Source organism: Pseudomonas sp. BBP2017 (assembly GCF_003024385.1).
Taxonomy (GTDB): domain Bacteria; phylum Pseudomonadota; class Gammaproteobacteria; order Pseudomonadales; family Pseudomonadaceae; genus Aquipseudomonas.
Genome location: NZ_PVZN01000013.1, coordinates 96,027 through 122,456, shown reverse-complemented (window position 1 = coordinate 122,456; position 26,430 = coordinate 96,027). Strand labels below are relative to the sequence as shown.

The following is a 26,430-nucleotide window of genomic DNA, read 5'->3' as shown; positions in this document are numbered from 1 at the left end:
AGCCAGTCGCGCATTTAAATTTTCCGCCTTTGGATACGTCCTAGCTTGGATAGAGCCTGCTTCATGGCGGACACGGGTAGGACAATGACGATATCGCGACGAGGATTCATAGCGGGCCTGGCAGTGGCGGGTGCGGCGGTACCTGCGGTCTATTACGCACACAAGGAACTGACCCACGATCCTGAGGACAATATCGTCACACCGGGTGAGGCCAATGTCGTACTGGCCGATGTCGCCGGCCAGCAGTTGGCGGATCAGCTCCGTGGCGTCTGGGATCTGCGCGTTTACGGCAGCCAGGGCGGGCTTGCCGGCTTGCCTGAGTATGGGCTGCAGCTGTATCTGGACGTTGCAAGCAAGGGCCGCGGGCTGCGCGGCTTCGTCGATGAAAAAAGTCGCCTTGAGGGTCCTGAACCCGTGGCTTACCGGGTAGTGGGCGACCTGGTTGGCGCCTCCAGCGTGCAAGTGCGCTGGCGCCTGCTGAGCAATCAGGGCGACACCGACTATGAGTGCATTGCCAGTCTGGATGAAGTCTGGGGCAGTTTCGCCAATGCCGGCAGCGGCACCTTGAGCGGCCGCCTGCAGCCGCTGGACCGGTGCATGGCTTTGCCGTTGCTGGACAGTCACTTCGTCGCAGTCAAACGTCTGTTCCCCGAGGCCCGTGAGCGCTTGCCCTATACCGCGCAAATGCAAGCCTGGGTGATCAGCGCCGAGCACCGTCTGTTTCACCAGCTCTGGCATGCCACCCGGGATAAGTGGCATACCCTGTCTGAAAAAAACGCGGCGCCTTGCGTGGGCTGGGCTGGCAACCCGGGCCTCGGGGCCAGGAGCGCGATGCCCGTGGCCCGCGCAAACACCACAATGGATCGGGTATTGATTTTCTGTTCATGCACCGGGACATGCTCGCTACTGCCCGCTCCATGCAGGACCTGCCGTCCTGGAGCCATTTCCCCTTGCCCAAACCAGACGTCGAGCAGGACCGTCAGGGCTTCGCCCGCTACTTCGACAACCATGATGGCTACTGCGTACCGCCGACCTGGCAAGCGCCGGGCGATGATGCCTATGACCAGTGGGTGTCGGCGATCAAGGCCGGTGAAACGTTCTGCAGTAACTTCCAGGTCTGGGAGTCGCAGTACCAGGATCCGCTCTACCTGTCGAAACTGACTCTGGGCACATTTGGCTCAGAGCTGGAGATGAATCTGCACGACTGGTTGCACATGTGCTGGGCCTCGATTTCTCGGGATCCGGTCAACGGTGCGCCGGTACCTTTTGCCCGCGATCCGGCTGATTTTGCTTCGCGCTGGTTCGGCGCGGAGCATGACTTCCTTGGCGATCCGTTCTCTTCGCATGTGAGCCCGGTATTCTGGGGCTTTCATGGCTGGATCGACGACCGCATCGAAGACTGGTATCGCGCGCATGAACGGCACAACCCGGGCCAGGTGCGCAGGCTTGAGGTCAATGGCGTGAAATGGTTTGCCCCGGGGCGTTGGGTCGAGGTCGACGACCCCTGGCTGGGGCCGGTGACCCATGGCTGCAGTACCGTGCCCGGGACCTTGCCTGGCAAGTCGGTGGAGATGGATGTGGAAACCATGAAACTGGCGTTGCGTATTACGTTCGGTGAAGACGACAAAATCGGTGATTTGGTCCGGCGTGTACCGCAAAGGCCATGGTATGCGCGGCATCTGTCGTTGCGGGGCATCATTTCCTGAGCATTTGATCGCGGGGCAAGCCCCGCGATAAGGCGTTTACCGAGACACCTGCCACCCCCCACCCAACGCCTTGTACAACGCCACACTGCCTTGCAGTCGCGCCAGACGCAGCTGTGCCTGCTGGTCCTGGGCCCGGTACAGGGTGCGCTGCGTTTCCAGCACCGTCAGTAAAGTCTCGGCACCGGCCCGGTAGCGGCTTTCCGACAGGGTAAAGGCCGTACGCGCTTGCTCGACTTCCTGATCTTGCCACTGGCGCTGATTGTCCACACCGCTGATAGCGGTGAGGGCTTTCTCGACATCGGCAAAGCCGGCCATGATGCTGCTGCGATAGGTCTGCAACAGCTCTTGCTGTTGGGCCCGGGCTTTGTCCCGCTCGGCACGCAGACGGCCGTTGTTGAAGATCGGTGCGGCCAGGCCGGCGCTCAGGGTGTAGTAGGGGCTGCGCAGGATCTGGGCGAAGGTGTCGGCGCCTGCCCCCAGGTCTGCGCCCAGGGTAAGGCTTGGCAGCATCGCCGCGCGCGCCACCTGAACATTGGCCTGGGCGGCGGCCAGGCGTGCTTCGGCGGCGGCAATGTCGGGACGACGACTGAGCAGCTCACTCGGTACGCCACTGCCAATTTCCGGCCAGTGCACCCCGTCGAGGGATTCCTGGATCGGCGTCAGCGTCTGTACCGGTTCGCCAAGCAGGGTCGCCAGGGTAATGCGGGTTTCCTGCAGTTGTTGTTCGAACAACGGTACCTGGCGTGCCTGGCCGGCGACCAGACTGCGTTGCTGGGCCAACTCCAGGGCCGTGGCCGAGCCCGAGTCGTGGCGGGTCTGCACCAGGCGTAGCACGTCCTCGGCATTGGCCAGATTGAGTCGGGCAATACGCACCTGCTCGGCCAGCGCCAGGCTTTGCAGGTAGCTGTTGGCAACGCCGCTGAGCAGGGTCAGCTCGACCGTTTGCCGATCATAGCGGCTGGCGTCCAGGTCAAACAGGGCGCTGTCACGAGCGGCGGTCTTGCCTCCCCAGAAGTCGATCTCGTAGCTGGCACTCAGGCGTGTATTGAATGAGGTACTGGTGCGTTCGTTGCTGCTGGCATCGAGCTGGTCGAAGCCATTGCCGTGCAGCAGGCGCTGGCGGCTGCCATCCAGGCCGAACTTGACTTCTGGCAGCAGCGGGGCACCGGCGATCACCGCCGAGGCCCGGGCCTGGCGGACCCTGGCGGCAGCAGCGGCGAGGTCGAAACTGTTTTGCCGCGCTTGTTCGATCAATTGATTGAGCGCGGCGCTGGAGAACTGCCGCCACCAATCCTGTTGCGGCAGTGGCTGATCGAGTGTGGCGGTACGGCTATGCCATGCATCCGGTGCTTGCAGACCACTTTGTGGTGGTGTGGGCGTGTTGCTGCAAGCGGCGATGAACAGGCTGATGGACAACACACTGAGACGGCTGGGCAGGTTCATTGATTATTCGCTGGTAAGGGCTTTGACCGGGTCGAGGCGGGCGGCTTTGCGCGCCGGCATGAAGCCGAACACCACCCCGGTGACCACTGCGCAGGCAAAGGCGCCGAGCACGGCCACCAGGGAAAAGGCCACGGCAATATTGCCAAGCAGCAGTACACCGCCAATCAGCAAGGCCAGGGCAATGCCGGTAAGGCCGCCGACCATCGACAGCAGTACCGCCTCGCTGAGGAACTGGCGCAGGATGTCGCGTTGACGGGCGCCTGTGGCCATGCGGATACCAATTTCGCGGGTGCGTTCGCGTACGGTCATGAGCATGATGTTCATCACGCCGATGCCGCCGACCAGCAGCGATATTGCGGCGATCGAGCCAAGCATCAGTGACAGGGTGTTCTGGGTGCGCGCTTCGGCCTGGATCAGGGCGGCGTCGTTGCTCAATTCGTAATCGCGTTTGCCGTGGTGCAGCTTGAGCATCAATCTGTCGATGGCAGCTTCGGTTTCGGCCACCCGCCGCGAGTCGGCAGTGGCGATGGTCACGTACTCCGGGTCGCGGCTGCCGAACAGACGGATCGCTGCCGCGGAGTAGGGCACAACGATGCGCTCGTCACTGTCCTGATCGCCAGAGCTGGCGCCTTTACCGGCAAGGATGCCGACTACCTGGAAGGGGACGTTCTCCACCAGAATGTACTGACCGATCGGATCAACCTGGGCGCCGAGCAGCTTTTCCTTCACCTTCTGGCCGATCACCGCGACGGCGGCAGCGGCCTGTTCGTCGGCTTCGGTGAAGAAGCTGCCCTGGACCACCGGCCAGTTGAAGATCTCGCAGAAGTGGGTGTTATTGCCGCCGACATAGAATTGCTGGTTGTTGTTACCGTAGCGCACCATCAATTTGTCGCCGATCACCGGCATGATCATCTTCACCTGTGGCAGGCTGCCCACCGCAGCGACGTCGTCAAGGGTGATGAGGCCCGCGGGTTCGCGCAGGGTCGGCGCGCTTGCGCCGAGGTAGAGGATGTTGGAACCGAATGCGGCCATCTGCGCCATGACCTGGCGCTTGCTGCCTTCGCCGACGGCGAGCATGACCACCACTGACGCCACGCCGATAACGATACCGAGCAAGGTCAGGGCGGTGCGAAAGCGGTTGATCCACATGATCCGCCAGGCCGCTTGCAGGGATTCGACCATCTCGCCTTTCCAGGCCCCGCTGTGGGTGGCGCCCTGGTCCTGACGCTGTCGCAGGTCTTCAGCCTGTAGGCCGGGGGCGCCAATGGCGGCGGATCGTTCGTTGGCCGAGTCGCTGACGATCAGGCCATCGCGAATCTCGATGACGCGCTTGGCCCGGGCTGCCACTTCGCGATCGTGAGTGATCAGGATCACCACATGGCCCTGGCTGGCCAGTTCATCGAGCAAGGCCATGACTTCGGCACCGCTCTGGCTGTCCAGGGCGCCGGTGGGTTCGTCGGCAAGGATGATGTGGCCGCCGTTCATCAGGGCGCGGGCAATCGACACCCGCTGCTGCTGGCCACCGGAGAGCTGGTGTGGGCGATTGCCGGTGCGGCTGGCGAGCCCCAGGCGATCGAGCAGGGCGCTGGCGCGGGCGTGGCGTTCGGCAGTCGGGGTACCGGCATAGATGGCCGGCATCTCGACGTTTTCCTGGGCTGAGCCTGAGGCGATCAAGTGGTAGCCCTGGAACACGAAACCGAAGGCTTCACGGCGCAGCCAGGCCAGCTCGTCGCTGTCCAGTTCGGCAACGTCTTTGCCGGCGAACAGGTAGCCACCGGAGGTCGGACGATCCAGGCAACCGAGAATGTTCATCAAGGTTGACTTGCCGGAGCCGGAAGCGCCGACAATGGCAACGAACTCGCCCGGGTGGATCGCCAGGCTGATACCTCGCACCACTTCGACCTTCGGGGTATCGACCCCGCCATAGGATTTGCGGATGTCACGCAGTTCGATCAGCGGCGTACTCATTCAACCTCCGCTGGCAGCAGGTGCGCCGATCAACAGCTGCTCGCCTTCGTTCAAACCTTCCAGCACTTGCACCCGCAAGCGGTCGCTCAGCCCGGTGCGTACCTGGCGTTGTTCGATCTTGCCGTTGGCATCGAGCACTTGGGCAATGCGCATGTTTTCGTTGCTGGCATCTTCATCCAGTGCGGCCACCGGTACGGTCAGCACCTTGCTGGCGCGGCCAGCAACGAAAAACACCTGGGTGGTCATTTCTGCCATCAGGGCATTGTCAGGGTTGTCCACGTCCAGCAGTACGGTGTACAGCACCACTTTGCTGGCGGTGCCTGTACCGCTGGCGCTGGCCGGGCTGCCGCCACCTTGACTGGACTGGTCCAGGGGCTTGGGGGGTACCGGCAGGATCTGGCGTACGCTACTGGTCCAGCGGCGCTTGCCGCCGGCCAGGGTAGTGAAGTAGGCCGACATGCCCGGTTTGACATGACCGATATCGGCTTCCGATACCTGTGCCCAGACTGTCATCGGCGAAAGCTTGGCAATGCGCAGGATCAAGGGTGTCTGTTGCTGGGCGTTGAGGGTCTGGCCCTCGCGCGCATCCACGGCGACCACGGTCCCGGACATCGGAGCATAGATACGCGTGTAGCCCAGTTCGGCCTCATCGCTGCGCAGGCTGGCCTGGGCCTGGCGGATCTGTGCGCGGTACATGTCGATGCGGGCCTGGGTCACCTTGAGCTGGGCCTGGGCGCTTTGGACATCTTCCTCGCGGGTGGCGCCTGCGGCGGCCAGGTTGCGCTGGCGTTTATATTGTTGTTCGGCGAGCTGGTGCTGGGCTTGCTGTTCAGCCAGCTGGGCCTTGAGGTTGTCGATCGAGAAGCGTCCGGCGTCGAGCTTGGCCTGTTGGGTCGAGGGATCGATCTCGACCAGCAGTTGCTCCGCCTTGACCTGGTCACCCACCTCCACATGCAGCTTGCGGATCTGCCCTGAAGCCTGGGCACCGACATCCACGTAGCGTCGCGGTTGCAAGGTGCCCAGTGCGGTTACGCTGCTTTCGATATCGTTGCGCGTCACGCTGACGGTGCTGAGCGGGTCGCCACTGCCGGGCAGGGTTTTCCAGGCGAGCAGGGCACTCAGGCTGAGCAGGCCGAGGCCACAGAGCAGCAGGCGGCGTTTGTTCGAAGGACGTCTCATGCAGGGTTCCAGCCAAAGGGGTTGAGCCGTGGGGTCACGCAGGCAGGCAAACACGACAGACACGGGCGGCTCCCAGTTAAACGAGAGACTGGCGGCGGAATTTACCGTGGCAATCGAGGTTCAGCAGATGATCCGACCGGGTCCGGCAGAGGGCCCGCTCGCTAGATATTGCTGAGAATAATTATAATTTGTATTATTCCATTCTGCCATCATGCAACTCCACTTACCCAGAGTCAGGAAAACCCCGCGATGCCGCGGCCAGGTGCTGTGTTGGAAAACTACTATCGCGAACTGGTGAGTTTCCTCTGCGCCCGCCTGGGTAACCGCCAGGCGGCTGAAGATGTAGCCCATGATGCCTACACCCGTGTGCTGGAGCGCACGGCTGATAGCGACATCGAGCATCCCCGCGCCTTCCTCTACCGTACGGCCCTGAACCTGGTGATCGATGGTCATCGTCGGGGCCGGTTGCGCCAGGCCGAGCCACTGGACGTGCTCGACAGTGACGAACGCTTCTTTTCCCCGGCGCCGTCTCAGGACATGGAACTGCGACAGCGCCTGGAGCTGATGCAGCGCGCCCTCGGTGAATTGAGCAAGCCCTGCCGCGACAGCTTTCTGTTGCGCAAGCTCGAAGGCTTGTCACATCAGGAAATCGCCGAACGTCTGGGTATTTCCCGTAGCCTGGTGGAAAAACACATCGTCAATGCGATGAAGCACTGTCGTGTGCGCATGCGGCTGTGGGAGTCCTGATGCGCGCTCGTTAGTGGGGGGCGAATGAAAAATTCGTTGTGACCGCGCTTGCTTTCTGCGGTTTTCCCAACAACTATCAAGAAAGACCCTATATTTGGCGAAGTGCCCGCCACCGGCCTGTAGTTGAGTTGTTGGCGCAGTATGGTCAAGGAATGCCACTAACGCTCTCCAGCCTTGGTCATTGACGATGCCAAACAAATCACTGCGGATCCTGATTGCCGACGAGCATCCGATGCAATTGTTGCAACTGGAGAAAATCCTCAATGGCATGGGCTACTATCGCATTGCTCCCGTCGAATCATTTGAAGACCTGCAGCGCCTGGTACAGAGCGCACTGCAGCCATTCAACCTGTTGGTGGGCAATATTGACCTGGCCAACCATGTCGGGGTCGACCTGGAACGTTTTTGCCGGGGCAGCGCCCAGATCCAGCACGCCCTGCTGTACCAGTCTCAGCACCTGAAAGTGCCGGCCATTCCCAGCGGCCAGCGCGAAGCGGTGAATGTCAGCCTGCCCAAGGTCCCCGACGACGAGACCATGCATACCTTCATGGCGATCATCGATTCGCCGAAAGTCATCGGGCAACTGCCGGGTGTGTTCGATCGGGCGACTCCTGCGGGGTATTCACCGCGACGGATGAGTTTTGCACCGTCGATTTTTTCCCGTCAATCCTGAGTCGTGGCATCAGTTGGCGCACCCTTGTGGTGTGTTTTGCTATCCTCTGGCGTTCGCCCTGGCGCGCCGCAGAGCGCGCTGATGCCCATCGATTGACGGATGCCCTTATGACAGCCACCACGCCTGCGCCAGCACTACGCCTGACGCGCAGTGATCACAAAACCCTGAGCCTGGCGGCATTGGGCGGCGCGTTGGAAATCTACGACTTCATCATCTTCGTATTCTTCGCCCTGACCCTCAGCCAGTTGTTCTTCCCGCCGCAGATGCCCGAGTGGCTGCGTTTGTTGCAGAGCTTCGGGATTTTTGTCACCGGCTACCTGGCCAGGCCCCTGGGTGGAATCCTGATGGCGCACTTTGCCGACCATCTGGGGCGCAAGAAGGTCTTCAGCCTGAGTATCCTGATGATGGCCTTGCCGTGCCTGTTGATCGGGGTGATGCCGACCTACGCCGAAATCGGCTTTTTCGCCCCGCTGATTCTCCTGGCGCTGCGGATCCTCCAGGGCGCAGCGGTCGGCGGCGAAGTGCCCAGTGCCTGGGTGTTTGTGGCCGAGCACGCACCGGCTGGACGGCGAGGCTATGCCTTGGGCTTCCTCCAGGCAGGTCTGACTTTCGGCTATCTACTTGGCGCCTTGACGGCCACGCTGCTGGCGCAACTGTTCACCCCGCAAGAGATCCTCGACTACGCCTGGCGCTTCCCGTTCCTGTTGGGTGGCGTGTTTGGTGTAATCGGCGTGTGGCTGCGCCGCTGGTTGAGCGAGACCCCAGTGTTCCTGGCTTTGCGCGAGCGTCGCGAGCAGCCGGTAGCATTCCCGCTACGCACGGTGCTCAACGAGCATCGGCGGGCGCTGATTCCTGCTGCGCTGTTGACCTGTGTGCTGACCTCGGCGGTGGTGGTGTTGGTGGTCATCACCCCGACGGTGATGCAGCAGCGCTTTGGCATGAGTGCCGGACACACCTTCGCGTTGAGCAGCATGGGCATCGTCTTTCTCAACATGGGTTGCGTGCTGGCCGGGCTGTTGGTCGACCGGGTCGGTGCCTGGCGCGCGCTGATGTTCTACAGCCTGCTGTTGCCGCTGGGCATTGGCGCTTTGTATGCGAGCCTGGTGAGTGGTTGGCAGTGGCTTGGGCTGGCCTATGCCCTGGCAGGATTGGCATGTGGCGTGGTAGGTGTGGTGCCGTCGGTGATGGTCGGGTTGTTCCCGGCGCCGATCCGGGTGTCGGGGATTTCCTTTACCTACAACATCGCCTATGCACTGTGGGCCAGTACTACGCCGCTGATGCTCATTGCTTTGATGCCGTGGAGTCCTTGGGTGTGTGTGGTGTTCAGCGTGGTCATGGGCGTGGTCGGGTTGTTGACGGCAGTGTATTACGGGGCGCGGGAAACGCTTGGGTTTGAGGATCAAGCCGTACGCTGCTAATGCCATGCCATATGTAATAAAAAGCCCCCTGGCCGCAAGGCGAGGGGGCTTTTGGTTGGGAGCCTGGCTTACATGTTCGGGTAAGTCGGGCCACCAGCGCCTTCCGGCGTTACCCAGGTGATGTTCTGCGCAGGGTCCTTGATGTCACAGGTCTTGCAGTGCACGCAGTTCTGGGCGTTGATCTGGAAGCGCTTGTTGCCGTCTTCCTGAGTAACCACCTCGTACACGCCAGCCGGGCAGTAGCGCTGGGCCGGTTCGTCATACAGCGGCAGGTTGCTGCCAATCGGGATGCTCGCATCGGCAAGCTTCAGGTGGCAGGGTTGTTCTTCTTCATGGTTGGTGCTGGAGAGGAATACCGAGCTGAGTTTGTCGAAGCTCAGTTTGCCATCCGGTTTTGGATAGTCGATTTTTTTCGAGTCGGCGGCCAGCTTCAGGCAGGCGTAGTCCGGCTTGGTGTCGTGCAGGGTAAACGGCAGTTTGCCACCGAACCAGTTCTGGTCAACGTAGTTGAACGCTGCACCGAGCATCGGGCCGAACTTGTGCATGGCCGGGGCGAAGTTACGGCTGGAAAACAGCTCTTCATACAGCCAGCTGGCCTTGAAGGCATCGACGTAGCTGTTGAGTTGATCGCCGCCTTCACCGCCGGCCAGCAGGGCATCGGCCACTGCGTCGGCAGCGAGCATGCCGGACTTCATTGCGGTATGGCTGCCCTTGATCTTGGCAACGTTCATGGTGCCCAGGTCGCAGCCGATCAAGGCGCCACCAGCGAAGACCATTTTGGGCAGCGAGTTCAAGCCACCTTTAGCCAGAGCGCGGGCGCCGTAGCTGATGCGCTTGCCACCTTCGAGGTACTGGCTGATCACCGGGTGGTGCTTGAGGCGCTGGAATTCATCGAACGGCGACAGGTAGGCGTTGCTGTAGGACAGGTCGACGATCAGTCCGACCACTACCTGGTTGTTTTCCAGATGGTAGAGGAACGAGCCGCCGGTGTTCTCGGTGCTCATCACGTCCAGTGGCCAGCCAGCGGTGTGCACCACCAGGCCCTGTTCGTGCTTGGCCGGGTCGACTTCCCAGATTTCCTTGAGACCGATGCCGTAGTGCTGGACGTCGGACTCGCTGTCGAGGTTGAAGCGTTTGATCAGTTGCTTGCCGATGTGGCCACGGCAGCCTTCGGCAAACAGGGTGTATTTGCCGCGCAGCTCCATGCCTGGAGTGTAAAGCCCTTCTTTCGGGTTGCCTTCACGGTCGACACCCAGGTCACCGGTGATGATCCCGCGGACTACGCCGTTCTCGTCGAACAACGCCTCTTGGGCGGCGAAGCCCGGGTAGATCTCCACGCCCAGGTTCTCGGCCTGCTGAGCCAGCCAGCGGCACAGGTTGCCCAGGGAGATGATGTAGTTGCCTTCGTTGTGCATGGTCTTGGGCACGAACAGGTCAGGGACCTTGATCGAGCTGCCAGCATCCTTGAGCACGTAGATGTCGTCGCGTTTGACTTCGGTGTTGAGCGGGGCGCCGAGCGCTTTCCAGTCCGGGAACAGTTCGTTCAGGGCACGCGGTTCGAAGACCGCGCCGGAGAGGATATGGGCACCGACTTCCGAGCCTTTCTCGACCACGCAGACGCTGATTTCGTTACCGGCTTCGGCGGCCTTCTGCTTCAGTCGGCAGGCGGCGGACAGGCCAGCCGGGCCAGCGCCGACAATGACCACGTCGAATTCCATGTATTCGCGTTCCACAGGTTCTCTCCTACTCAAGGCTCATCGGTTTTTCTTTGTTGGCGGGTGTCAGGCGGTCATTTTTCGGTACGTGTAAGCTGTAGCTCGAGTGATGACGGACTACACCGCTTTCTCTTGGCCGCGCATTATATCTACACCACTCACAGGGTCCAATACAAACGTTTGTTTGAATTTGCCGCAGGCCAGTAAAATCAAAGACGCACGGCGTGAATCTGGCCGGTTTGCCGTATTGACCGGATTGGGCGTTACGGTCAAGATACGAGCGGTTTTGCGCTCGCCGTAGGCTGACCGCCGGATGCAGGTGCACCCCTAAAAACCAGGCGAAAAGCAGGGCAGTTGGGCTGCGGGCCGCTTTGTAGTGGAGTTTACACACCACGACAGAAAATGACCCATAGGTTTTGCTGCTGCAAGGTCGAATTGAGACTGCTGGGTCAGGGTTGAATTCTATCGGCTGCAATCGTTTTTAGAGGTGCCCTTGTACCCACGCGCAATCGCCGGGTTTGCCCCAGGCGACATTCTTTTCACCGGAGAGTAACGAGGAATCCATGAAGGTTCTTGTAGCTGTCAAACGAGTGGTCGACTATAACGTCAAGGTTCGCGTCAAGGCGGACAACTCCGGCGTCGACCTTGCTAACGTCAAGATGTCCATGAACCCCTTCTGCGAAATCGCCGTAGAAGAAGCCGTACGCCTGAAAGAAAAGGGCGTTGCGAGCGAGATCGTCGTCGTTACCGTCGGCCCGGCCACTGCCCAGGAGCAGTTGCGTACTGCTCTGGCACTGGGTGCCGACCGTGCCGTGCTGGTCGAATCTGCTGAAGAGCTGACTTCGCTGGCCGTGGCCAAACTGCTCAAGGCTGTGGTCGACAAAGAACAGCCGCAACTGGTGATCCTTGGCAAGCAAGCGATCGACAGCGACAACAACCAGACCGGTCAGATGCTGGCAGCGCTGAGCGGTTTCGCTCAAGGTACTTTCGCCTCCAAGGTTGAAGTGGCTGGCGACAAGGTCAACGTTACCCGTGAAATCGACGGTGGCCTGCAGACTGTTGCGCTGAACCTGCCTGCGATCGTCACCACTGACCTGCGCTTGAACGAGCCGCGCTACGCGTCGCTGCCGAACATCATGAAGGCCAAGAAAAAGCCGCTGGAAACCGTTACTCCAGACGCGCTGGGCGTTTCCACCGCCTCCACCAACAAGACCCTGAAAGTCGAAGCGCCAGCTGCACGCAGCGCGGGTATCAAGGTCAAGTCGGTTGCTGAACTGGTCGAGAAATTGAAGAACGAGGCGAAGGTAATCTAAATGACTATCCTGGTTATCGCTGAACACGAAAACGGTGCCGTTGCCCCGGCCACTCTGAACACTGTTGCTGCTGCCGCCAAAGTTGGTGGCGACATCCACGTGCTGGTCGCTGGCCAGAATGTCGGTGGCGTCGCTGAAGCAGCAGCGAAAATCGCGGGTGTTGCCAAGGTGCTGGTTGCCGACAACGCCGCTTACGCGCATCAACTGCCGGAAAACGTCGCGCCGCTGGTAGCCGAGCTGGGCAAGGGCTACAGCCATGTGCTGGCGCCAGCCACTTCCAATGGCAAGAACATCCTGCCGCGCGTTGCCGCGCTGCTGGACGTTGACCAGATCTCCGAGATCATCTCGGTGGAATCGGCTGACACCTTCAAGCGTCCGATCTATGCCGGTAACGCCATTGCCACCGTGCAATCGAACGCTGCCGTCAAAGTCATCACCGTCCGCGCCACCGGCTTCGACGCTGTTGCAGCTGAAGGTGGTTCGGCTGCTGTTGAAGCCGTCGCTGCTGCTCACAACGCTGGTATTTCGGCGTTCGTTGGTGAAGAGCTGGCCAAGTCCGATCGTCCTGAGCTGACCGCTGCCAAGATCGTCGTTTCCGGCGGCCGTGGCATGCAGAACGGTGACAACTTCAAACACCTGTATGCCCTCGCTGACAAGCTGGGTGCTGCCGTCGGTGCTTCGCGCGCTGCGGTCGATGCAGGTTTCGTACCGAACGACATGCAGGTCGGCCAGACCGGCAAGATCGTTGCGCCACAACTGTACATTGCCGTCGGTATCTCCGGCGCGATCCAGCACCTGGCCGGCATGAAAGACTCCAAAGTGATCGTTGCGATCAACAAGGACGAAGAAGCGCCGATCTTCCAGGTGGCCGATTACGGGCTGGTCGCTGACCTGTTCGAAGCCATCCCTGAGCTGGAGAAGCTGGTTTAATCCAGCTGCTTCACTTATAAAAGAGCCCGATCCGTTCGGGCTGTGCAAGCCTGCCTTGCACAGCTCGATTGATCGGGCTTTTTCATTCAGGGTACTAAGGGTAGGGAGTCGTTGCATGGGAGGGCATGGCCGAATTAACACGGCGCTGGTGTTCGCTACGCTGCTGATGCCGTTGTCGGCGTGGGCTATGGGTAAATGTGAACGGCTGGTGGCTACCGGCAGCCCTGACGCTCCGCCTTATTCCTGGCGCGACCCGCAAGACCCCAAGCACCTGATCGGCGCTAGCGTCGACCTGTTCAAGCAGGTTGCTGGCGAGTTGGGCCTGAAGGTTGAAGTGCTTGATAGCGGAACGCGCAACCAGGCGCTGGAAGAAGTGCGCAGCGGTCGTGTGGATTTGCTGATCGATTCACCCTTCGCGGTGGCTGAGCTCACTACGGTGGACTATGTACACCCGTCGTTGCTAAGCAATGAGTACGTGGTCTGGACTCGCCACGATTCGACGCTGGCCTACGACACCTTGTCCGATCTGCGCGAGCGCCAGGGCAGTGTTTCGGAAAAAGCGCGCCTTACCCCGGAATTTTCAGCCTACGCCAAGAGTCAGTTGCGGCTTGCGCCAGCGCAGAATCTGACCCAGGCGTTTCAGAGGCTGTTGCTTGGCCAGGTCGACTATGTCCTGGCTGGACGCTATGCCGGTATGGCCATGACTCAGGCCCTGGGCATGAGCAACGCGTTGATCGCCCGCGGCTTGCCCCTGGATCGCCCTGGATTGTATTTGGCGCTGTCGCACAATTCGGCGTGCAATGACGCCTGGTTGCGCGGACAACTGGCAAAAAAGCTGACAGAATTGCCGGCCTCCGGCGTGTCCCAAGCGGTACTGCAGCGCAACTTCGAGCGCTGGAAGGCGCAGATGCAGGTACCGCTGGATGCCCCTAAACAGTAGGAAGATTGCGTGAGAACTCATTCACTATTCGCCGCTCTGGCGCTGCTGGCCCTGGCTGGATGCGCCAATGACCCGGCTCCCAATGAACAGCTGCGCCTGTCTGAGCAGGCGCTGGCGCAGGCCAAGGCCGTCGGTGCGACCGATGAGGTGGCAGAGCTGAAAATGGCCGAAGCCAAAATGGCTCGGGCCCAGGTCAATATGAGCCATGAAGCCTACCGCGATGCGCGCATGCGCGCCGAACAGGCTGAGCTCGACGCGCGTCTGGCCGAGGCGCGGGTGTTGACCAGCAAGAGCAAAGAGCAGCTCGACCTGCTGCAATCGCGGGTCAACCGCCTGCGCAAACAGTTGGGAGAACAGCCGTGAGTTCGATCAAACCTATGGCGGCTTTGCTGCTGCTCGGGCTCGTCGGCCTGCAGGGTTGCGCCAGTCAGCGCAGCGAGTCGACGCTGGATGAGGCGACGGCCAAGTTCCAGGCCGTCAAGGACGATTCTGATGTGCTGCGCAGTGCGCCACGCGATGTTATTCGCGCGGGTGAGTCGCTGGCGCGGGCCGATCGGCTGTCCAGTTACTTGGGGACCGGTGCCGATGTGCGCCACTATGCTTACCTGAGCCAGCGTTACAGTGATATTGCCCGTGAGCACAGCAACCTGGTGCTCAGCCAGGAGCGTCTGGCCAAACTCGAACTTGAGCGTCAGCGCCTGCAGCTGGCGCTGCGTGAGGCCAAGCTGGCCAGTGTGCAGCAGCAGGGCAAGTGGCTGGAGGCGCAGATTGTCAGTCTGGCCACCACCCAGAGCGATCGCGGCCTGGTCATGACGTTGGGCGATGTGCTGTTCGACACCGGTCGCGCCGAATTGAAAAGTTCGGCCAATCGAACCGTGCTCAAGCTCGTGCAGTTCTTGCAACTCAACCCCAAGCGTGTCGTGCGTATCGAGGGTTACACCGACAGCACGGGTGCAGCGCAGGACAACCTCAAGTTGTCCCGCGAGCGGGCGCAGGCGGTGGCGGATATGCTGGTCGACCTGGGGGTCGACGAAAAGCGCATTCAGGTCGAAGGATATGGCGATCAGTATCCGGTCGAGGCCAATGCTTCGGAACGGGGCAGGGCGCAGAACCGTCGGGTCGAAATCGTCTTTTCCGACGATAAGGGCAGGCTTGGCGCAGCGCGTTAAAGCGCTTTGAAAACCCGGTGAGTCTGCTCACCGGGTTTTTTTATGGGCGTTAGAAAGCGGCGGCGGGGGGCTGTCACGCAACTGTATTGTCGACTATTCTTCAATCTGTCCCAGTACACTTTGCAACTGTTCCGGTATTCTGGCTCGAGCTTCGAGTCGTAAAACAATAATTACATTGCCTGCGTGTCGAGAACCGATCATGACCAACCTGTTGCTCTACCAGCGCATCGCCCAGCAACTGGCCGAAGACATTCGTCGTGGTGTCTATCAGCCGGGTGAGCGGGTGCCGTCGGTACGCAAGATGAGTTCGCAGCTCAATGTCAGCCATGCCACGGTGCTGCAGGCCTATGCCAACCTGGAAGACCAGGGGCTGATCCGGGCTCGTCCGCAGTCTGGCTATTATGTGCACCAGACCCCGGCGCTGACTGCGCAGACCCCGGATATCGCCCGGGTCGAACGCCCCGGTCTGGTCACCCGTAGCAGCATCATCCAGCAAGTACTGGCCGAAGCGCGGCGTGACGGTGTGTTCCCGTTCGGGGCGGCGGTACCTCATGTCGACTATTTGCCGGTGCGGGCACTGCATCAGCAACTGGCCAAGGTCACCCGTTTTCATAGTCCGCGGGCTTTCAGCTATATGTTCAGCCCGGGCTTTGAGCCTTTGCGTCGGCAGATCGCCATCCGCATGCGTGATGCCGGCGTCGTAGTTGATCCCAGTGAGGTAGTGGTCACCCATGGTTGCGTCGATGCGCTGCAGATGTCGCTACGGGTGTTGACCAAGCCGGGTGATCTGATTGCCGCCGAATCACCGACTTATTATGGTTTGCTGCAATTGGCCGATCTGTTGGGGCTGAAAGTCATCGAGATTCCCAGTGATCCGTCTACCGGCATCAGTCTGGAGGCGCTGCAGCTTGCGGCCAATCAGTGGTCGATCAAGGCGTTGGTATTGACCGCGCGGCTGAGCAACCCGCTCGGTGGTACGATTCCGGAAGATCGGCAGAAGCAATTGCTGCGCCTGGCTTCGGACTTCGATATCCAGATTGTCGAAGACGATATTTACGGCGAATTGATGTTTGAACAGGGCAAGACCAAAGCGCTCAAGGCCTTTGATCGCTTGGGGCGGGTGATTTATTGCTCAAGCTTTTCCAAGACCTTGTCGCCCGGGGTGCGTATTGGCTGGATGATTGCCGGTAAATACCAGGCGGAAATCCAGCGCTTGCAGACCTTCACCACGCATTCGGCCTGCAGTGTGACGCAGATGGGGGTGGCCTCGTATCTTGAGAATGGCGGCTACGATCGGCACTTGCGTTATATCCGCCAGGAGTACCGGAAAAACCTCAGCGCCTATCAGTTGGCGGTGCAGCAGCATTTCCCTGAAGGCACACAAATGACCCGGCCGACCGGTGGTTTCATTCTCTGGGTGAGCCTGCCTGGGCGGGTCAATACCCAGGAGCTGCATGTGCGGGCGCTGCAGCAGGGGATCAGTATCGCACCGGGGCTGATATTCAGTAATACCGAGCAGTTCAACCACTGCATCCGCCTGAATTGCGGGATTCCCTGGAATCGCGAAGCGGAACGCGCCTTGATGACCTTGGGTATGTTGGCCGGTCAACTGTGTCAGGAGTCGGGGGTGGCAAACTTTTTCTAGGTATTGTGCCGTAAGCTTGCCAGTCCTCTCGGGAGCGAGGAGCATATACATATTTGCAGATGATTTTCGGTGTATATGAAAGCCTTGTCTCGGGTTGGTCTGTTCCTGTGTTTTCTGGGCTTGCTGGCAGGCAACGGCAGTGCGACGGCTCAGACACCAGTTGCTGCTACGCCGACGAAACAGGGCAAAGCTGCGCCGGCAGCGCTGCCAGCAGCAAAACTCGACCTGCGTTTACCGGTCGATATGGTCAAAGATCTCAAGCCGGCGACCCAGGATCCGGCGTCTACGCCCAGGCCTTTGTTGCCCTATCTGTTTGGTGAGAAGCCCCCGTCTGACAGCCCGTTTCAGCTCAACGGCCGCCTGCTGAACAACGAAATGCAGCTGCAGTTGCGTAATGATGCTCGCCAGCAGGATATCGAAGGGGCGGCGATCGAATTCGAGTTCAAACAATAGTTGTCGTACTGACCCGTCAGTCATGGCCGGTCACGTGAGTTTTCATGTTTTCAGCAATTTCAAACGACCGTTTAAGCGGTTACTATTTCGATTCATTGATCATTTGCTGTACCGAGGATTGTGTTGTCATGAATTGCCGTGAAGGATGTGGCGCTTGCTGCATCGCGCCCTCCATCAGCTCACCGATTCCGGGTATGCCCAAGGGCAAGCCAGCGGGTGAGCGTTGTCTGCATCTGTCGCTCGCTAACCTGTGCGGGTTGTTCGGCAAGCCCGAGCGACCTGCGGTGTGTGGCGGCTTCAAGGCCGATGTTGACGTATGCGGCAGTGATCGCGATGAGGCGATCAGGATCCTGGGATGGCTGGAGCAAATGACGGCGGCTTGAAACGTGGATCTTCGACAATAAGGAACAATAGAATGGGATCGTTTAAGCGAGTGGCACTGGTCATGGGGCTTAGTGTGGCGCTGCTGCCGCTGGCCCATGCCGAGAGCTGGAAGCAGGCCAGGAACGAAGATGGGATCAAGGTCGATCTGGCTGAGGTTGCCGGTTCCGACTACAAGGCTTATCGCGGCGTAACGCTGATCAAGGCGCCGCTGGCAAAAGTCAGGGCCCTGCAGGAAGACGTCGTGGGTGCTTGCGCCTGGATTCATCAGTGCAAGTCGCAAAATCTGCTCAAGATCGAGGGCAATCAGAGCTGGTCTTACACGCAGTTCAATACGCCATGGCCGGTCACCCCGCGCGACTCCATTCTGCACGTCACCACCACTGAGGAAGCTGATGGCAGCTTGACCCGCAAGCTTGAAGGTGTGCCGAAGTATCTGCCTGAAGAAAAGGGCTTTGTGCGCGTGGCCAAGGTTCAGGGTTTCTGGAAGCTGCAGCCCAAAGAAGGTGGTACCGAGGTAACTTACCAGGTGCACACCGAGCCAGGTGGCAGCGTGCCGTCGATGGTGGCGAACAAGTTTGTGGTGGATGCGCCGTTCAATACCTTGAAAGCGTTGAAGGCGAAGGCTGAGAAGCCTTGACTCGGTAAGTACAGATCGCCAGTTTAACGAAGGCCGCGAAACTGTAGGGTCGCTTTGTGAGCCATCGCCGGCAAGGCCGGCTCCTACAAGGATTGCACCAATAAAAAGGCTGCCCGAGGGCAGCCTTTTTTCGTGTTCAGCGCAGGGCTTACTTGCGGTCTTCCAGCTTGGTGATGTCACGCGACTCGTAGCCGGTGTACAGCTGACGCGGACGGCCAATCTTGTACGGGCTGGAAAGCATTTCTTTCCAGTGCGAGATCCAGCCGACGGTACGCGCCAGGGCGAAGATCACGGTGAACATACTGGTTGGAATGCCGATCGCCTTGAGGATGATCCCCGAGTAGAAGTCGACGTTCGGGTACAGCGAGCGCTCGATGAAGTACGGATCGGTCAGGGCGATCTCTTCCAGGCGCATGGCCAGTTCCAGCTGCGGGTCGTTCTTGATGCCCAGCTCGCGCAGGACTTCGTCGCAGGTCTGCTTCATCACGGTGGCGCGTGGGTCACGGTTCTTGTAAACGCGGTGACCGAAGCCCATCAGCTTGAACGGATCGTTCTTGTCTTTGGCCTTGGCGATGAACGTGTCGATGTTCGAGACATCGCCGATTTCATCGAGCATGGTCAGTACGGCTTCGTTGGCGCCGCCATGCGCCGGGCCCCAGAGTGCGGCGATACCGGCAGCGATACAGGCGAACGGGTTGGCACCCGAGGAGCCGGCCAGGCGGACGGTGGAGGTCGAGGCGTTCTGTTCGTGGTCGGCGTGGAGGATGAAGATCCGGTCCATTGCCTTGGCCAGTACCGGGCTGATCGGTTTGATCTCGCACGGGGTGTTGAACATCATATGCAGGAAGTTTTCCGCGTACGACAGGTCGTTGCGCGGGTACATCATGGGTTGACCCATGGAGTACTTGTACACCATCGCCGCCAGGGTCGGCATCTTGGCGACCAGGCGAACCGCGGAGATTTCGCGGTGCTGCGGGTTATTGATGTCCAGCGAGTCGTGGTAGAACGCCGACAGGGCGCCGACCACACCGCACATGACGGCCATCGGGTGGGCGTCGCGGCGGAAGCCGTTGAAGAAGGACTTCAACTGCTCATGCACCATGGTGTGATTTTTCACGGTGCTGACGAACTGGGCCTTCTGCTCGGCATTCGGCAGTTCGCCGTTGAGCAGCAAGTAGCAGGTCTCGAGGTAATCGGATTTTTCAGCGAGCTGTTCGATCGGGTAGCCGCGGTGCAGCAGGATACCCTTGTCGCCGTCGATATAAGTGATCTTCGACTCGCAGGATGCGGTCGCCATGAAACCAGGGTCGAAAGTGAAGTGACCCGTGGCCCCCAACCCTCTAACGTCGATAACATCGGGACCAACGGTGCCGGTTAAAATGGGCAGCTCGACGGGGGCTGCGCCCTCGATGACCAACTGCGCTTTTTTGTCAGCCATGTGGCCTCCTATTAATGCTTGAAATCATCAGACAGACCCCCCACGCAGGGCCCGCACCACTATAGTGAGATAAATTCGAATGTCAATTTGCCTAAAGCACGGTTGTAATGGGCTTTGGGCGCGGTTTTTCCTCGAAATTACCGCCCGTTTACGCCTTTTGTCCGCTAAAGGCAATGCGCTATTTGGGCTAGGGGCTTGCGTTGTCATTAGTAGCCTAACTGTCTATAATCGGCCCCCGACCGCCAGGGGCTTGCAAGCCCGTGTTGCTGGGGTCGTCACTCCCTGGGTGGTGGGTACCTGACCAGTACACTTACCAACAACTTTGCCCTGCTTGCTAGGGGCTCTTCAGTGTGAAAAAAGCCGTGAAAAGCCAACGACCTGTAAACCTAGACCTAAGGACCATCAAACTCCCCATTACCGGCGTTACGTCATTTCTTCACCGTGTTTCCGGCATCATCCTCTTCCTGGGCCTTGGCATCATGCTTTATGCATTGGGCAAATCCCTGGGTTCGGAGGAAGGTTTCGCCGAGGTGAAGGCATGCTTGACCAGTCCGCTGGCCAAATTCGTGGCATGGGGCCTCCTGTCCGCCTTGCTGTATCACTTGGTAGCCGGTGTGCGCCACTTGATCATGGACATGGGCATCGGTGAAACGCTGGAAGGCGGAAGACTGGGCTCGAAAATTATCATCGCCGTCTCTGTGGTGGTGATCGTGCTGGCAGGAGTTTGGATATGGTAACCAACGTCACGAACCTCTCGCGTTCGGGCCTCTATGACTGGATGGCGCAGCGCGTTTCTGCGGTCGTTCTCGCGGCTTATTTCATTTTCCTGATCGGATACCTGGTCGCGCACCCGGGCATCGAGTTTGCCCAGTGGCACGCTCTGTTCTCCAACAACGCGATGCGTATTTTCAGTCTGCTGGCACTGGTTGCCCTGGGCGCTCACGCCTGGGTCGGCATGTGGACCATCGCAACCGACTACCTGACGCCGATGGCGCTGGGCAAGTCGGCGACTGCCGTACGTTTCCTGTTCCAGGCGGTATGTGGTGTCGCGATGTTCGCGTACTTCGTCTGGGGTGTGCAGATTCTCTGGGGTATCTGATTCATGGCTAACATTCCTACGATTACATTCGACGCCATCATTATTGGTGGTGGTGGTGCCGGCATGCGCGCTGCGCTGCAGCTGGCTCAGGGTGGTCACAAGACTGCCGTGATCACCAAGGTCTTTCCGACCCGTTCGCATACCGTATCGGCCCAGGGTGGCATCACCTGCGCCATCGCTTCGGCCGACCCGAACGATGACTGGCGCTGGCACATGTACGATACCGTCAAAGGCTCCGACTACATCGGTGACCAGGACGCTATCGAATACATGTGTCAGGAAGGCCCTGCTGCGGTCTTCGAACTGGACCACATGGGTCTGCCGTTCTCGCGCACCGAAACCGGTCGTATCTATCAGCGTCCGTTCGGTGGTCAGTCCAAAGACTACGGTAAAGGTGGCCAGGCCGCCCGTACCTGTGCCGCTTCCGACCGTACCGGTCACGCGCTGCTGCACACCCTGTACCAGGGCAACCTGAAAGCAGGCACCACCTTCCTGAACGAGTACTACGCCGTAGACCTGGTGAAAAACCAGGAGGGCGCGTTCGTCGGTGTGATCGCGATCTGCATCGAAACCGGCGAAACCCTGTACATCAAAGCCAAGGCCACCGTATTGGCTACTGGCGGTGCAGGCCGTATCTACTCCTCCACCACCAACGCCCTGATCAATACCGGTGACGGTATCGGCATGGCGCTGCGTGCAGGCGTTCCGGTCCAGGACATCGAGATGTGGCAGTTCCACCCGACTGGCATCGCCGGCGCCGGTGTACTGGTTACCGAAGGTTGCCGTGGTGAAGGTGGTTACCTGATCAACAAGCATGGCGAGCGTTTCATGGAGCGTTATGCGCCAAACGCCAAAGACCTTGCCGGTCGTGACGTTGTAGCCCGTTCCATGGTTAAAGAGATCATCGCCGGTAACGGCTGTGGCCCTAATGGCGACCACGTGATGCTCAAGCTCGACCACCTGGGCGAAGAAGTACTGCACAGCCGCCTGCCAGGCATCTGCGAGCTGTCCAAGACTTTCGCTCACGTCGACCCTGTCGTCGCGCCGGTTCCTGTTGTTCCAACCTGCCACTACATGATGGGCGGCGTTGCCACCAACATTCATGGCCAGGCGATGACTCAGAACGCCGATGGCGTTGACCAGATCATCCCGGGGCTGTTCGCGGTAGGTGAAGTGGCGTGCGTATCGGTTCACGGTGCCAACCGTCTGGGCGGCAACTCGCTGCTCGACCTGGTTGTCTTCGGCCGTGCTGCTGGCCTGCACCTGGAAAAAGCGCTGTCCGACGGTATCGAATACCTCGACGCCAGCGACACCGATATCGATGTTGCCCTGAGCCGCCTGAACAAGCTCAACGAGCGCAGCACTGGTGAAGACGTGGCTACCCTGCGTCGCGAGCTGCAAAGCTGCATGCAGAACTACTTCGGTGTATTCCGTACTGGCGAATACATGCAGAAGGGTATCGAGCAGCTGGCGCAACTGCGTGAGCGTATCGCCAACGTCAAGATCAACGACAAGTCCCAGGCCTTCAACACTGCGCGTATCGAAGCGCTGGAGCTGCAGAACCTGCTGGAAGTCGCTGAGGCCACTGCAATCGCTGCAGAAGTTCGTAAAGAGTCCCGCGGTGCCCACGCCCGTGAAGACTTCGAAGACCGTGACGACGAAAACTGGCTGTGCCACACCCTGTACTTCCCGGGCGAAAAACGCGTTGCCAAGCGCGCCGTCAACTTCGCGCCGAAAACCGTACCGGCGTTCGAGCCAAAAGTCCGGACTTACTAAGGGGTGGTCGCTATGTTGCAAGTCGAAGTCTATCGTTACAACCCCGATACCGACGCTGCGCCGAAGATGCAGACGTTCCAGGTCGATACCGGTGGTAAGGACTTGATGGTGCTGGATGTCTTGGCGCTGATCAAAGAACAGGATGAAGGTTTCTCGTATCGTCGTTCTTGCCGCGAAGGTGTTTGCGGCTCCGACGGTATGAACATCAACGGCAAGAACGGCCTGGCCTGCATCACGCCGCTGTCGGCAGTGGTCAAGCGTAACAAGCTGATCATCCGTCCGCTGCCTGGATTGCCGGTCATTCGTGACCTGGTCGTCGATATGAGCATCTTCTATAAGCAGTACGAGAAGGTGAAGCCATTCCTGCAGAACGACACGCCGGCTCCGGCCATCGAGCGTCTGCAGTCGCCGGAAGAGCGTGAGAAGCTGGACGGTCTGTACGAGTGCATCCTGTGCGCTTGCTGCTCGACCTCTTGCCCATCGTTCTGGTGGAACCCTGACAAGTTCCTCGGTCCAGCTGCACTGTTGCAGGCCTATCGTTTCCTGGCCGACAGCCGTGACACCAAGACCCAGGAGCGTCTGGCTTCGCTGGACGACCCGTTCAGCGTATTCCGCTGCCGCGGGATCATGAACTGCGTCAACGTTTGCCCTAAAGGTCTGAACCCGACCAAGGCAATCGGCCACGTACGTAACATGTTGCTGCAGAGCGGTGTCTGATTTTTAAAATGTTGTACCCGTAGCACGCCGAGGTGCGGGCCTTTGCCCGCACCAAGGTGAAACCCGAGCGAGGGCCCAAAAAGCCTGAGCTTTTACCTATGAAGATATGAGACCAGCAGGGGCTTCCGGGCTGGTACCCGGAAAATCTGTGGGATCCTTGGTGGCTTGGTTCGGTCGCTGCATTGGGACTTTTCCAGGCTTGCTATGGCTCTCGCCGATCCGTCCCCTAACCGAGGGTGACCAAGCATGCAAGAAAGCGTGATGCAGCGCATGTGGGAAAGCGCCCACCTTTCAGGTGGTAACGCTGCATATGTGGAAGAGCTCTACGAGCTTTACCTGCACGACCCTAACGCTGTGCCAGAAGAGTGGCGCACTTACTTCCAGAAGTTGCCCGCCGAAGGCAGCACCGCTACCGATGTATCGCACTCTACAATCCGCGACCATTTCGTACTGCTGGCAAAGAACCAGCGCCGCGCTCAACCGGTTTCTGCCGGGAGCGTGAGCAGTGAACACGAGAAGAAGCAGGTTGAAGTTCTGCGACTGATCCAGGCTTACCGTATGCGCGGCCACCAAGCTGCCAAGCTCGACCCCCTGGGGTTGTGGCAGCGCCCTGCGCCAGTAGACCTGTCGATCAATCACTACGGCTTGACCAATGCCGATCTTGATACGACCTTCCGTGCCGGCGACCTGTTCATCGGCAAAGAGGAAGCGAGCCTACGCGAAATTTTCGACGCTTTGCAGCAGACATATTGCCGCACCATTGGCGCCGAATTTACCCACATCGTCGATTCCGAGCAGCGCAGCTGGTTCCAGCAGCGTCTGGAGAGCGTTCGTGGCCGCCCGGCTTTCTCCGCGGATGTCCAGAGCCACCTGCTTGAGCGTGTGACCGCAGCAGAAGGTCTGGAAAAGTACCTGGGTACCAAATACCCGGGCACCAAGCGTTTCGGCCTGGAAGGCGGCGAAAGCCTGATTCCGATGCTGGACGAGCTGATTCAGCGTTCCGGCTCCTACGGTACCAAGGAAGTTGTCATCGGCATGGCCCACCGCGGCCGTCTGAACGTGCTGGTCAACACCTTTGGCAAGAACCCGCGTGAGCTGTTCGACGAGTTCGAAGGCAAGAAGAAGGTCGAGCTGGGTTCCGGTGACGTTAAATACCACCAGGGCTTCTCGTCCAACGTGATGACCGCCGGTGGTGAAGTTCACCTGGCCATGGCGTTCAACCCTTCGCACCTGGAAATCGTCTCGCCAGTGGTTGAAGGTTCGGTGCGCGCCCGTCAGGACCGTCGCAACGACACCGTTGGCGACAAGGTACTGCCGATTTCCATCCACGGTGACGCGGCATTCGCCGGTCAAGGCGTGGTCATGGAAACCTTCCAGATGTCGCAGACCCGCGGTTTCAAGACCGGCGGTACCGTGCACATCGTGATCAACAACCAGGTCGGTTTCACCATCAGCAACCCGCTGGACTCGCGTTCCACCGAATACGCTACAGACGTCGCCAAAATGATTCAGGCGCCGATCCTGCACGTGAACGGTGATGACCCAGAGGCGGTGCTGTTCGTGACCCAGCTGGCAGTTGACTACCGCATGCAGTTCAAGCGTGACGTGGTCATCGACATGGTCTGCTATCGTCGTCGTGGCCACAACGAGGCCGACGAGCCGAACGGCACCCAGCCGCTGATGTACCAGCAGATCGCCAAGCAGCGCACTACTCGTGAGCTGTACGCCGAAGTTCTGACCAAGTCGGGCAGTCTTGATGCTGCACGCGTCCAGGCCAAGGTCGACGAGTACCGCAACGCGCTGGACAACGGTCTGCACGTAGTAAAGAGCCTGGTCAAAGAGCCGAACAAAGAACTGTTCGTTGACTGGCGTCCGTACCTGGGTCACACCTGGACCGCGCGTCACGACACGCGTTTCGACCTCAAGACCCTGCAGGAACTGTCGGCCAAGCTGCTGGAACTGCCAGAAGGTTTCGTGGTTCAGCGTCAGGTTTCGAAGATCTACGAAGATCGCCAGAAGATGCAGGCCGGTGGCTTGCCGATCAACTGGGGCTACGCCGAAACCATGGCCTATGCGACCCTGCTGTTTGAAGGTCATCCGATCCGCATGACGGGTCAGGATATCGGTCGCGGCACTTTCTCCCACCGCCATGCGGTATTGCACAACCAGAAAGACGCCAGCACCTACCTGCCACTGCAGAACCTGTACGCCGATCAGCCTAAGTTCGACCTGTACGACTCCTTCCTGTCGGAAGAAGCGGTACTGGCCTTCGAATACGGCTACTCCACCACCACGCCAAACGCGCTGGTGATCTGGGAAGCCCAGTTCGGCGACTTCGCCAACGGTGCCCAGGTGGTTGTCGACCAGTTCATAACCAGCGGCGAGCACAAGTGGGGCCGTCTGTGCGGTCTGACCATGCTGCTGCCACACGGTTATGAAGGGCAGGGGCCTGAACACTCTTCGGCACGTCTGGAGCGTTACCTGCAGCTGTGCGCCGAGCACAACGTCCAGGTTTGCGTACCGACCACGCCGGCTCAGATCTACCACCTGCTGCGTCGTCAGGTCATCCGTCCGCTGCGCAAGCCGCTGATCGTGCTGACGCCAAAGTCGCTGCTGCGCCACAAGCTGGCCATCTCGACCCTGGAAGAACTGGCCGAAGGCTCGTTCCAGACGGTGATCCCGGAAATCGATACTCTCGATCCGAAAAAGGTCACTCGCCTGGTCCTGTGCAGCGGCAAGGTCTACTACGATCTGCTGGAAAAACGCCGTGCCGAAGGCCGCGAAGACATCGCTGTCGTGCGTATCGAGCAACTGTATCCGTTCCCTGAGGACGATCTGGTCGAGATCCTCGCGCCGTACTCCAATCTCAAGGATGTGGTGTGGTGCCAGGAAGAGCCGATGAACCAGGGCGCCTGGTACAGCAGCCAGCACCACATGCGTCGTATCCTGACCCGCCACAATAAAGAGCTGGTTCTGGAATACGCCGGTCGTGATGCTTCGGCAGCACCAGCCTGTGGTTACGCTTCGATGCACGCCGAGCAGCAGGAAAAACTGCTGCAAGATGCCTTCACTGTTTAATG

At 59.8% G+C, this 26,430-nt stretch carries 22 protein-coding genes and 1 pseudogene; 18 read left to right on the top strand and 5 right to left on the bottom strand.

Annotation, left to right across the window (positions count from 1 at the left end):
• Positions 1 to 84 precede the first annotated feature (84 nt).
• Positions 85 to 1,706: pseudogene (locus tag C6382_RS16690) on the top strand (twin-arginine translocation signal domain-containing protein).
• 36 nt (positions 1,707 to 1,742) lie between these two features.
• Here the strand turns inward: C6382_RS16690 and C6382_RS16685 are convergent.
• Genes C6382_RS16685 through C6382_RS16675 form a run of 3 tightly spaced genes read right to left on the bottom strand, consistent with a single transcriptional unit; the run spans position 1,743 to position 6,296 of the window.
• Positions 1,743 to 3,149 carry an efflux transporter outer membrane subunit gene (locus C6382_RS16685; RefSeq protein WP_107025487.1) on the bottom strand — a complete coding sequence of 469 codons (1,407 nt, stop codon included), beginning with the start codon at positions 3,147 to 3,149 and terminating at the stop codon, positions 1,743 to 1,745.
• Positions 3,150 to 3,152: 3 nt separating this feature from the next.
• On the bottom strand, positions 3,153 to 5,117 hold the full coding sequence (locus C6382_RS16680) for a MacB family efflux pump subunit (RefSeq protein WP_107025486.1): 1,965 nt from the start codon (positions 5,115 to 5,117) through the stop codon (positions 3,153 to 3,155).
• The gene (locus C6382_RS16675; RefSeq protein WP_107025485.1) at positions 5,118 to 6,296 is read right to left on the bottom strand and encodes an efflux RND transporter periplasmic adaptor subunit; all 1,179 of its coding nucleotides are present in this window, start codon (positions 6,294 to 6,296) and stop codon (positions 5,118 to 5,120) included.
• Positions 6,297 to 6,566: 270 nt separating this feature from the next.
• Here C6382_RS16675 and C6382_RS16670 point away from each other — a divergent pair, with 270 nt between their 5' ends.
• The 3 genes from C6382_RS16670 to C6382_RS16660 all read left to right on the top strand — a co-directional run bounded on the left by C6382_RS16670 (position 6,567) and on the right by C6382_RS16660 (position 9,134).
• The gene (locus C6382_RS16670; RefSeq protein WP_107025515.1) at positions 6,567 to 7,043 is read left to right on the top strand and encodes a sigma-70 family RNA polymerase sigma factor; all 477 of its coding nucleotides are present in this window, start codon (positions 6,567 to 6,569) and stop codon (positions 7,041 to 7,043) included.
• A gap of 187 nt (positions 7,044 to 7,230) precedes the next feature.
• Positions 7,231 to 7,716 (top strand): histidine kinase, encoded by a 486-nt coding sequence (locus tag C6382_RS16665; protein ID WP_107025484.1) that lies wholly within the window; start codon positions 7,231 to 7,233, stop codon positions 7,714 to 7,716.
• Positions 7,717 to 7,823: 107 nt separating this feature from the next.
• Positions 7,824 to 9,134 carry an MFS transporter gene (locus C6382_RS16660; protein ID WP_107025483.1) on the top strand — a complete coding sequence of 437 codons (1,311 nt, stop codon included), beginning with the start codon at positions 7,824 to 7,826 and terminating at the stop codon, positions 9,132 to 9,134.
• A gap of 68 nt (positions 9,135 to 9,202) precedes the next feature.
• Here C6382_RS16660 and C6382_RS16655 read toward each other — a convergent pair whose 3' ends face one another.
• A complete protein-coding gene (locus tag C6382_RS16655; RefSeq protein WP_107025482.1) occupies positions 9,203 to 10,867 on the bottom strand; it encodes an electron transfer flavoprotein-ubiquinone oxidoreductase in 1,665 nt (554 codons plus the stop codon).
• Between the two features lie 545 nt (positions 10,868 to 11,412).
• Here C6382_RS16655 and C6382_RS16650 point away from each other — a divergent pair.
• The 9 genes from C6382_RS16650 (at position 11,413) to C6382_RS16610 (ending at position 18,320) form a co-directional block, all read left to right on the top strand.
• The gene (locus C6382_RS16650) at positions 11,413 to 12,162 is read left to right on the top strand and encodes an electron transfer flavoprotein subunit beta/FixA family protein (protein ID WP_107025481.1); all 750 of its coding nucleotides are present in this window, start codon (positions 11,413 to 11,415) and stop codon (positions 12,160 to 12,162) included.
• Positions 12,163 to 13,092, top strand: a complete 930-nt coding sequence (locus tag C6382_RS16645) for an electron transfer flavoprotein subunit alpha/FixB family protein (protein WP_107025480.1) — start codon at positions 12,163 to 12,165, stop codon at positions 13,090 to 13,092.
• A gap of 115 nt (positions 13,093 to 13,207) precedes the next feature.
• Positions 13,208 to 14,032, top strand: a complete 825-nt coding sequence (locus C6382_RS16640; protein ID WP_107025479.1) for an ABC transporter substrate-binding protein — start codon at positions 13,208 to 13,210, stop codon at positions 14,030 to 14,032.
• Between the two features lie 9 nt (positions 14,033 to 14,041).
• Positions 14,042 to 14,395, top strand: coding sequence for a DUF4398 domain-containing protein (locus tag C6382_RS16635; protein WP_107025478.1), 354 nt, complete (start codon positions 14,042 to 14,044; stop codon positions 14,393 to 14,395).
• Between the two features lie 14 nt (positions 14,396 to 14,409).
• A complete protein-coding gene (locus C6382_RS16630; RefSeq protein ID WP_107025514.1) occupies positions 14,410 to 15,201 on the top strand; it encodes an OmpA family protein in 792 nt (263 codons plus the stop codon).
• 199 nt (positions 15,202 to 15,400) lie between these two features.
• On the top strand, positions 15,401 to 16,846 hold the full coding sequence (locus C6382_RS16625) for a PLP-dependent aminotransferase family protein (protein ID WP_107025477.1): 1,446 nt from the start codon (positions 15,401 to 15,403) through the stop codon (positions 16,844 to 16,846).
• A 75-nt stretch (positions 16,847 to 16,921) separates the two neighbouring features.
• On the top strand, positions 16,922 to 17,299 hold the full coding sequence (locus C6382_RS16620; RefSeq protein ID WP_107025476.1) for a translation initiation factor 2: 378 nt from the start codon (positions 16,922 to 16,924) through the stop codon (positions 17,297 to 17,299).
• Positions 17,300 to 17,427: 128 nt separating this feature from the next.
• A complete protein-coding gene (locus tag C6382_RS16615; protein ID WP_107025475.1) occupies positions 17,428 to 17,682 on the top strand; it encodes a YkgJ family cysteine cluster protein in 255 nt (84 codons plus the stop codon).
• A 32-nt stretch (positions 17,683 to 17,714) separates the two neighbouring features.
• Positions 17,715 to 18,320 carry an START domain-containing protein gene (locus C6382_RS16610; protein WP_107025474.1) on the top strand — a complete coding sequence of 202 codons (606 nt, stop codon included), beginning with the start codon at positions 17,715 to 17,717 and terminating at the stop codon, positions 18,318 to 18,320.
• Positions 18,321 to 18,468: 148 nt separating this feature from the next.
• On the opposite strand, the gene gltA is transcribed toward C6382_RS16610, so the two are convergent.
• Complete coding sequence (gltA, locus tag C6382_RS16605; RefSeq protein ID WP_028945360.1) at positions 18,469 to 19,758, bottom strand: citrate synthase; 1,290 nt, start codon at positions 19,756 to 19,758, stop codon at positions 18,469 to 18,471.
• A 350-nt stretch (positions 19,759 to 20,108) separates the two neighbouring features.
• Here gltA and sdhC point away from each other — a divergent pair, with 350 nt between their 5' ends.
• From sdhC to C6382_RS16580, 5 genes are all read left to right on the top strand, one after another.
• Positions 20,109 to 20,495, top strand: a complete 387-nt coding sequence (sdhC, locus tag C6382_RS16600; RefSeq protein ID WP_174446946.1) for a succinate dehydrogenase, cytochrome b556 subunit — start codon at positions 20,109 to 20,111, stop codon at positions 20,493 to 20,495.
• Positions 20,489 to 20,857 (top strand): succinate dehydrogenase, hydrophobic membrane anchor protein, encoded by a 369-nt coding sequence (gene sdhD / locus C6382_RS16595; RefSeq protein ID WP_028945358.1) that lies wholly within the window; start codon positions 20,489 to 20,491, stop codon positions 20,855 to 20,857. The genes sdhC and sdhD overlap by 7 nt, the downstream gene beginning before the upstream one ends.
• Before the next feature lie 3 nt (positions 20,858 to 20,860).
• Positions 20,861 to 22,633: a succinate dehydrogenase flavoprotein subunit gene (sdhA, locus tag C6382_RS16590; RefSeq protein ID WP_107025473.1), complete on the top strand. Its 1,773-nt coding sequence runs from the start codon at positions 20,861 to 20,863 to the stop codon at positions 22,631 to 22,633.
• A 12-nt stretch (positions 22,634 to 22,645) separates the two neighbouring features.
• Entirely contained in the window at positions 22,646 to 23,350 is a 705-nt protein-coding gene (locus tag C6382_RS16585) for a succinate dehydrogenase iron-sulfur subunit (RefSeq protein WP_107025472.1), read from the top strand.
• Between the two features lie 246 nt (positions 23,351 to 23,596).
• On the top strand, positions 23,597 to 26,428 hold the full coding sequence (locus C6382_RS16580; protein ID WP_107025471.1) for a 2-oxoglutarate dehydrogenase E1 component: 2,832 nt from the start codon (positions 23,597 to 23,599) through the stop codon (positions 26,426 to 26,428).
• Positions 26,429 to 26,430 lie beyond the last annotated feature (2 nt).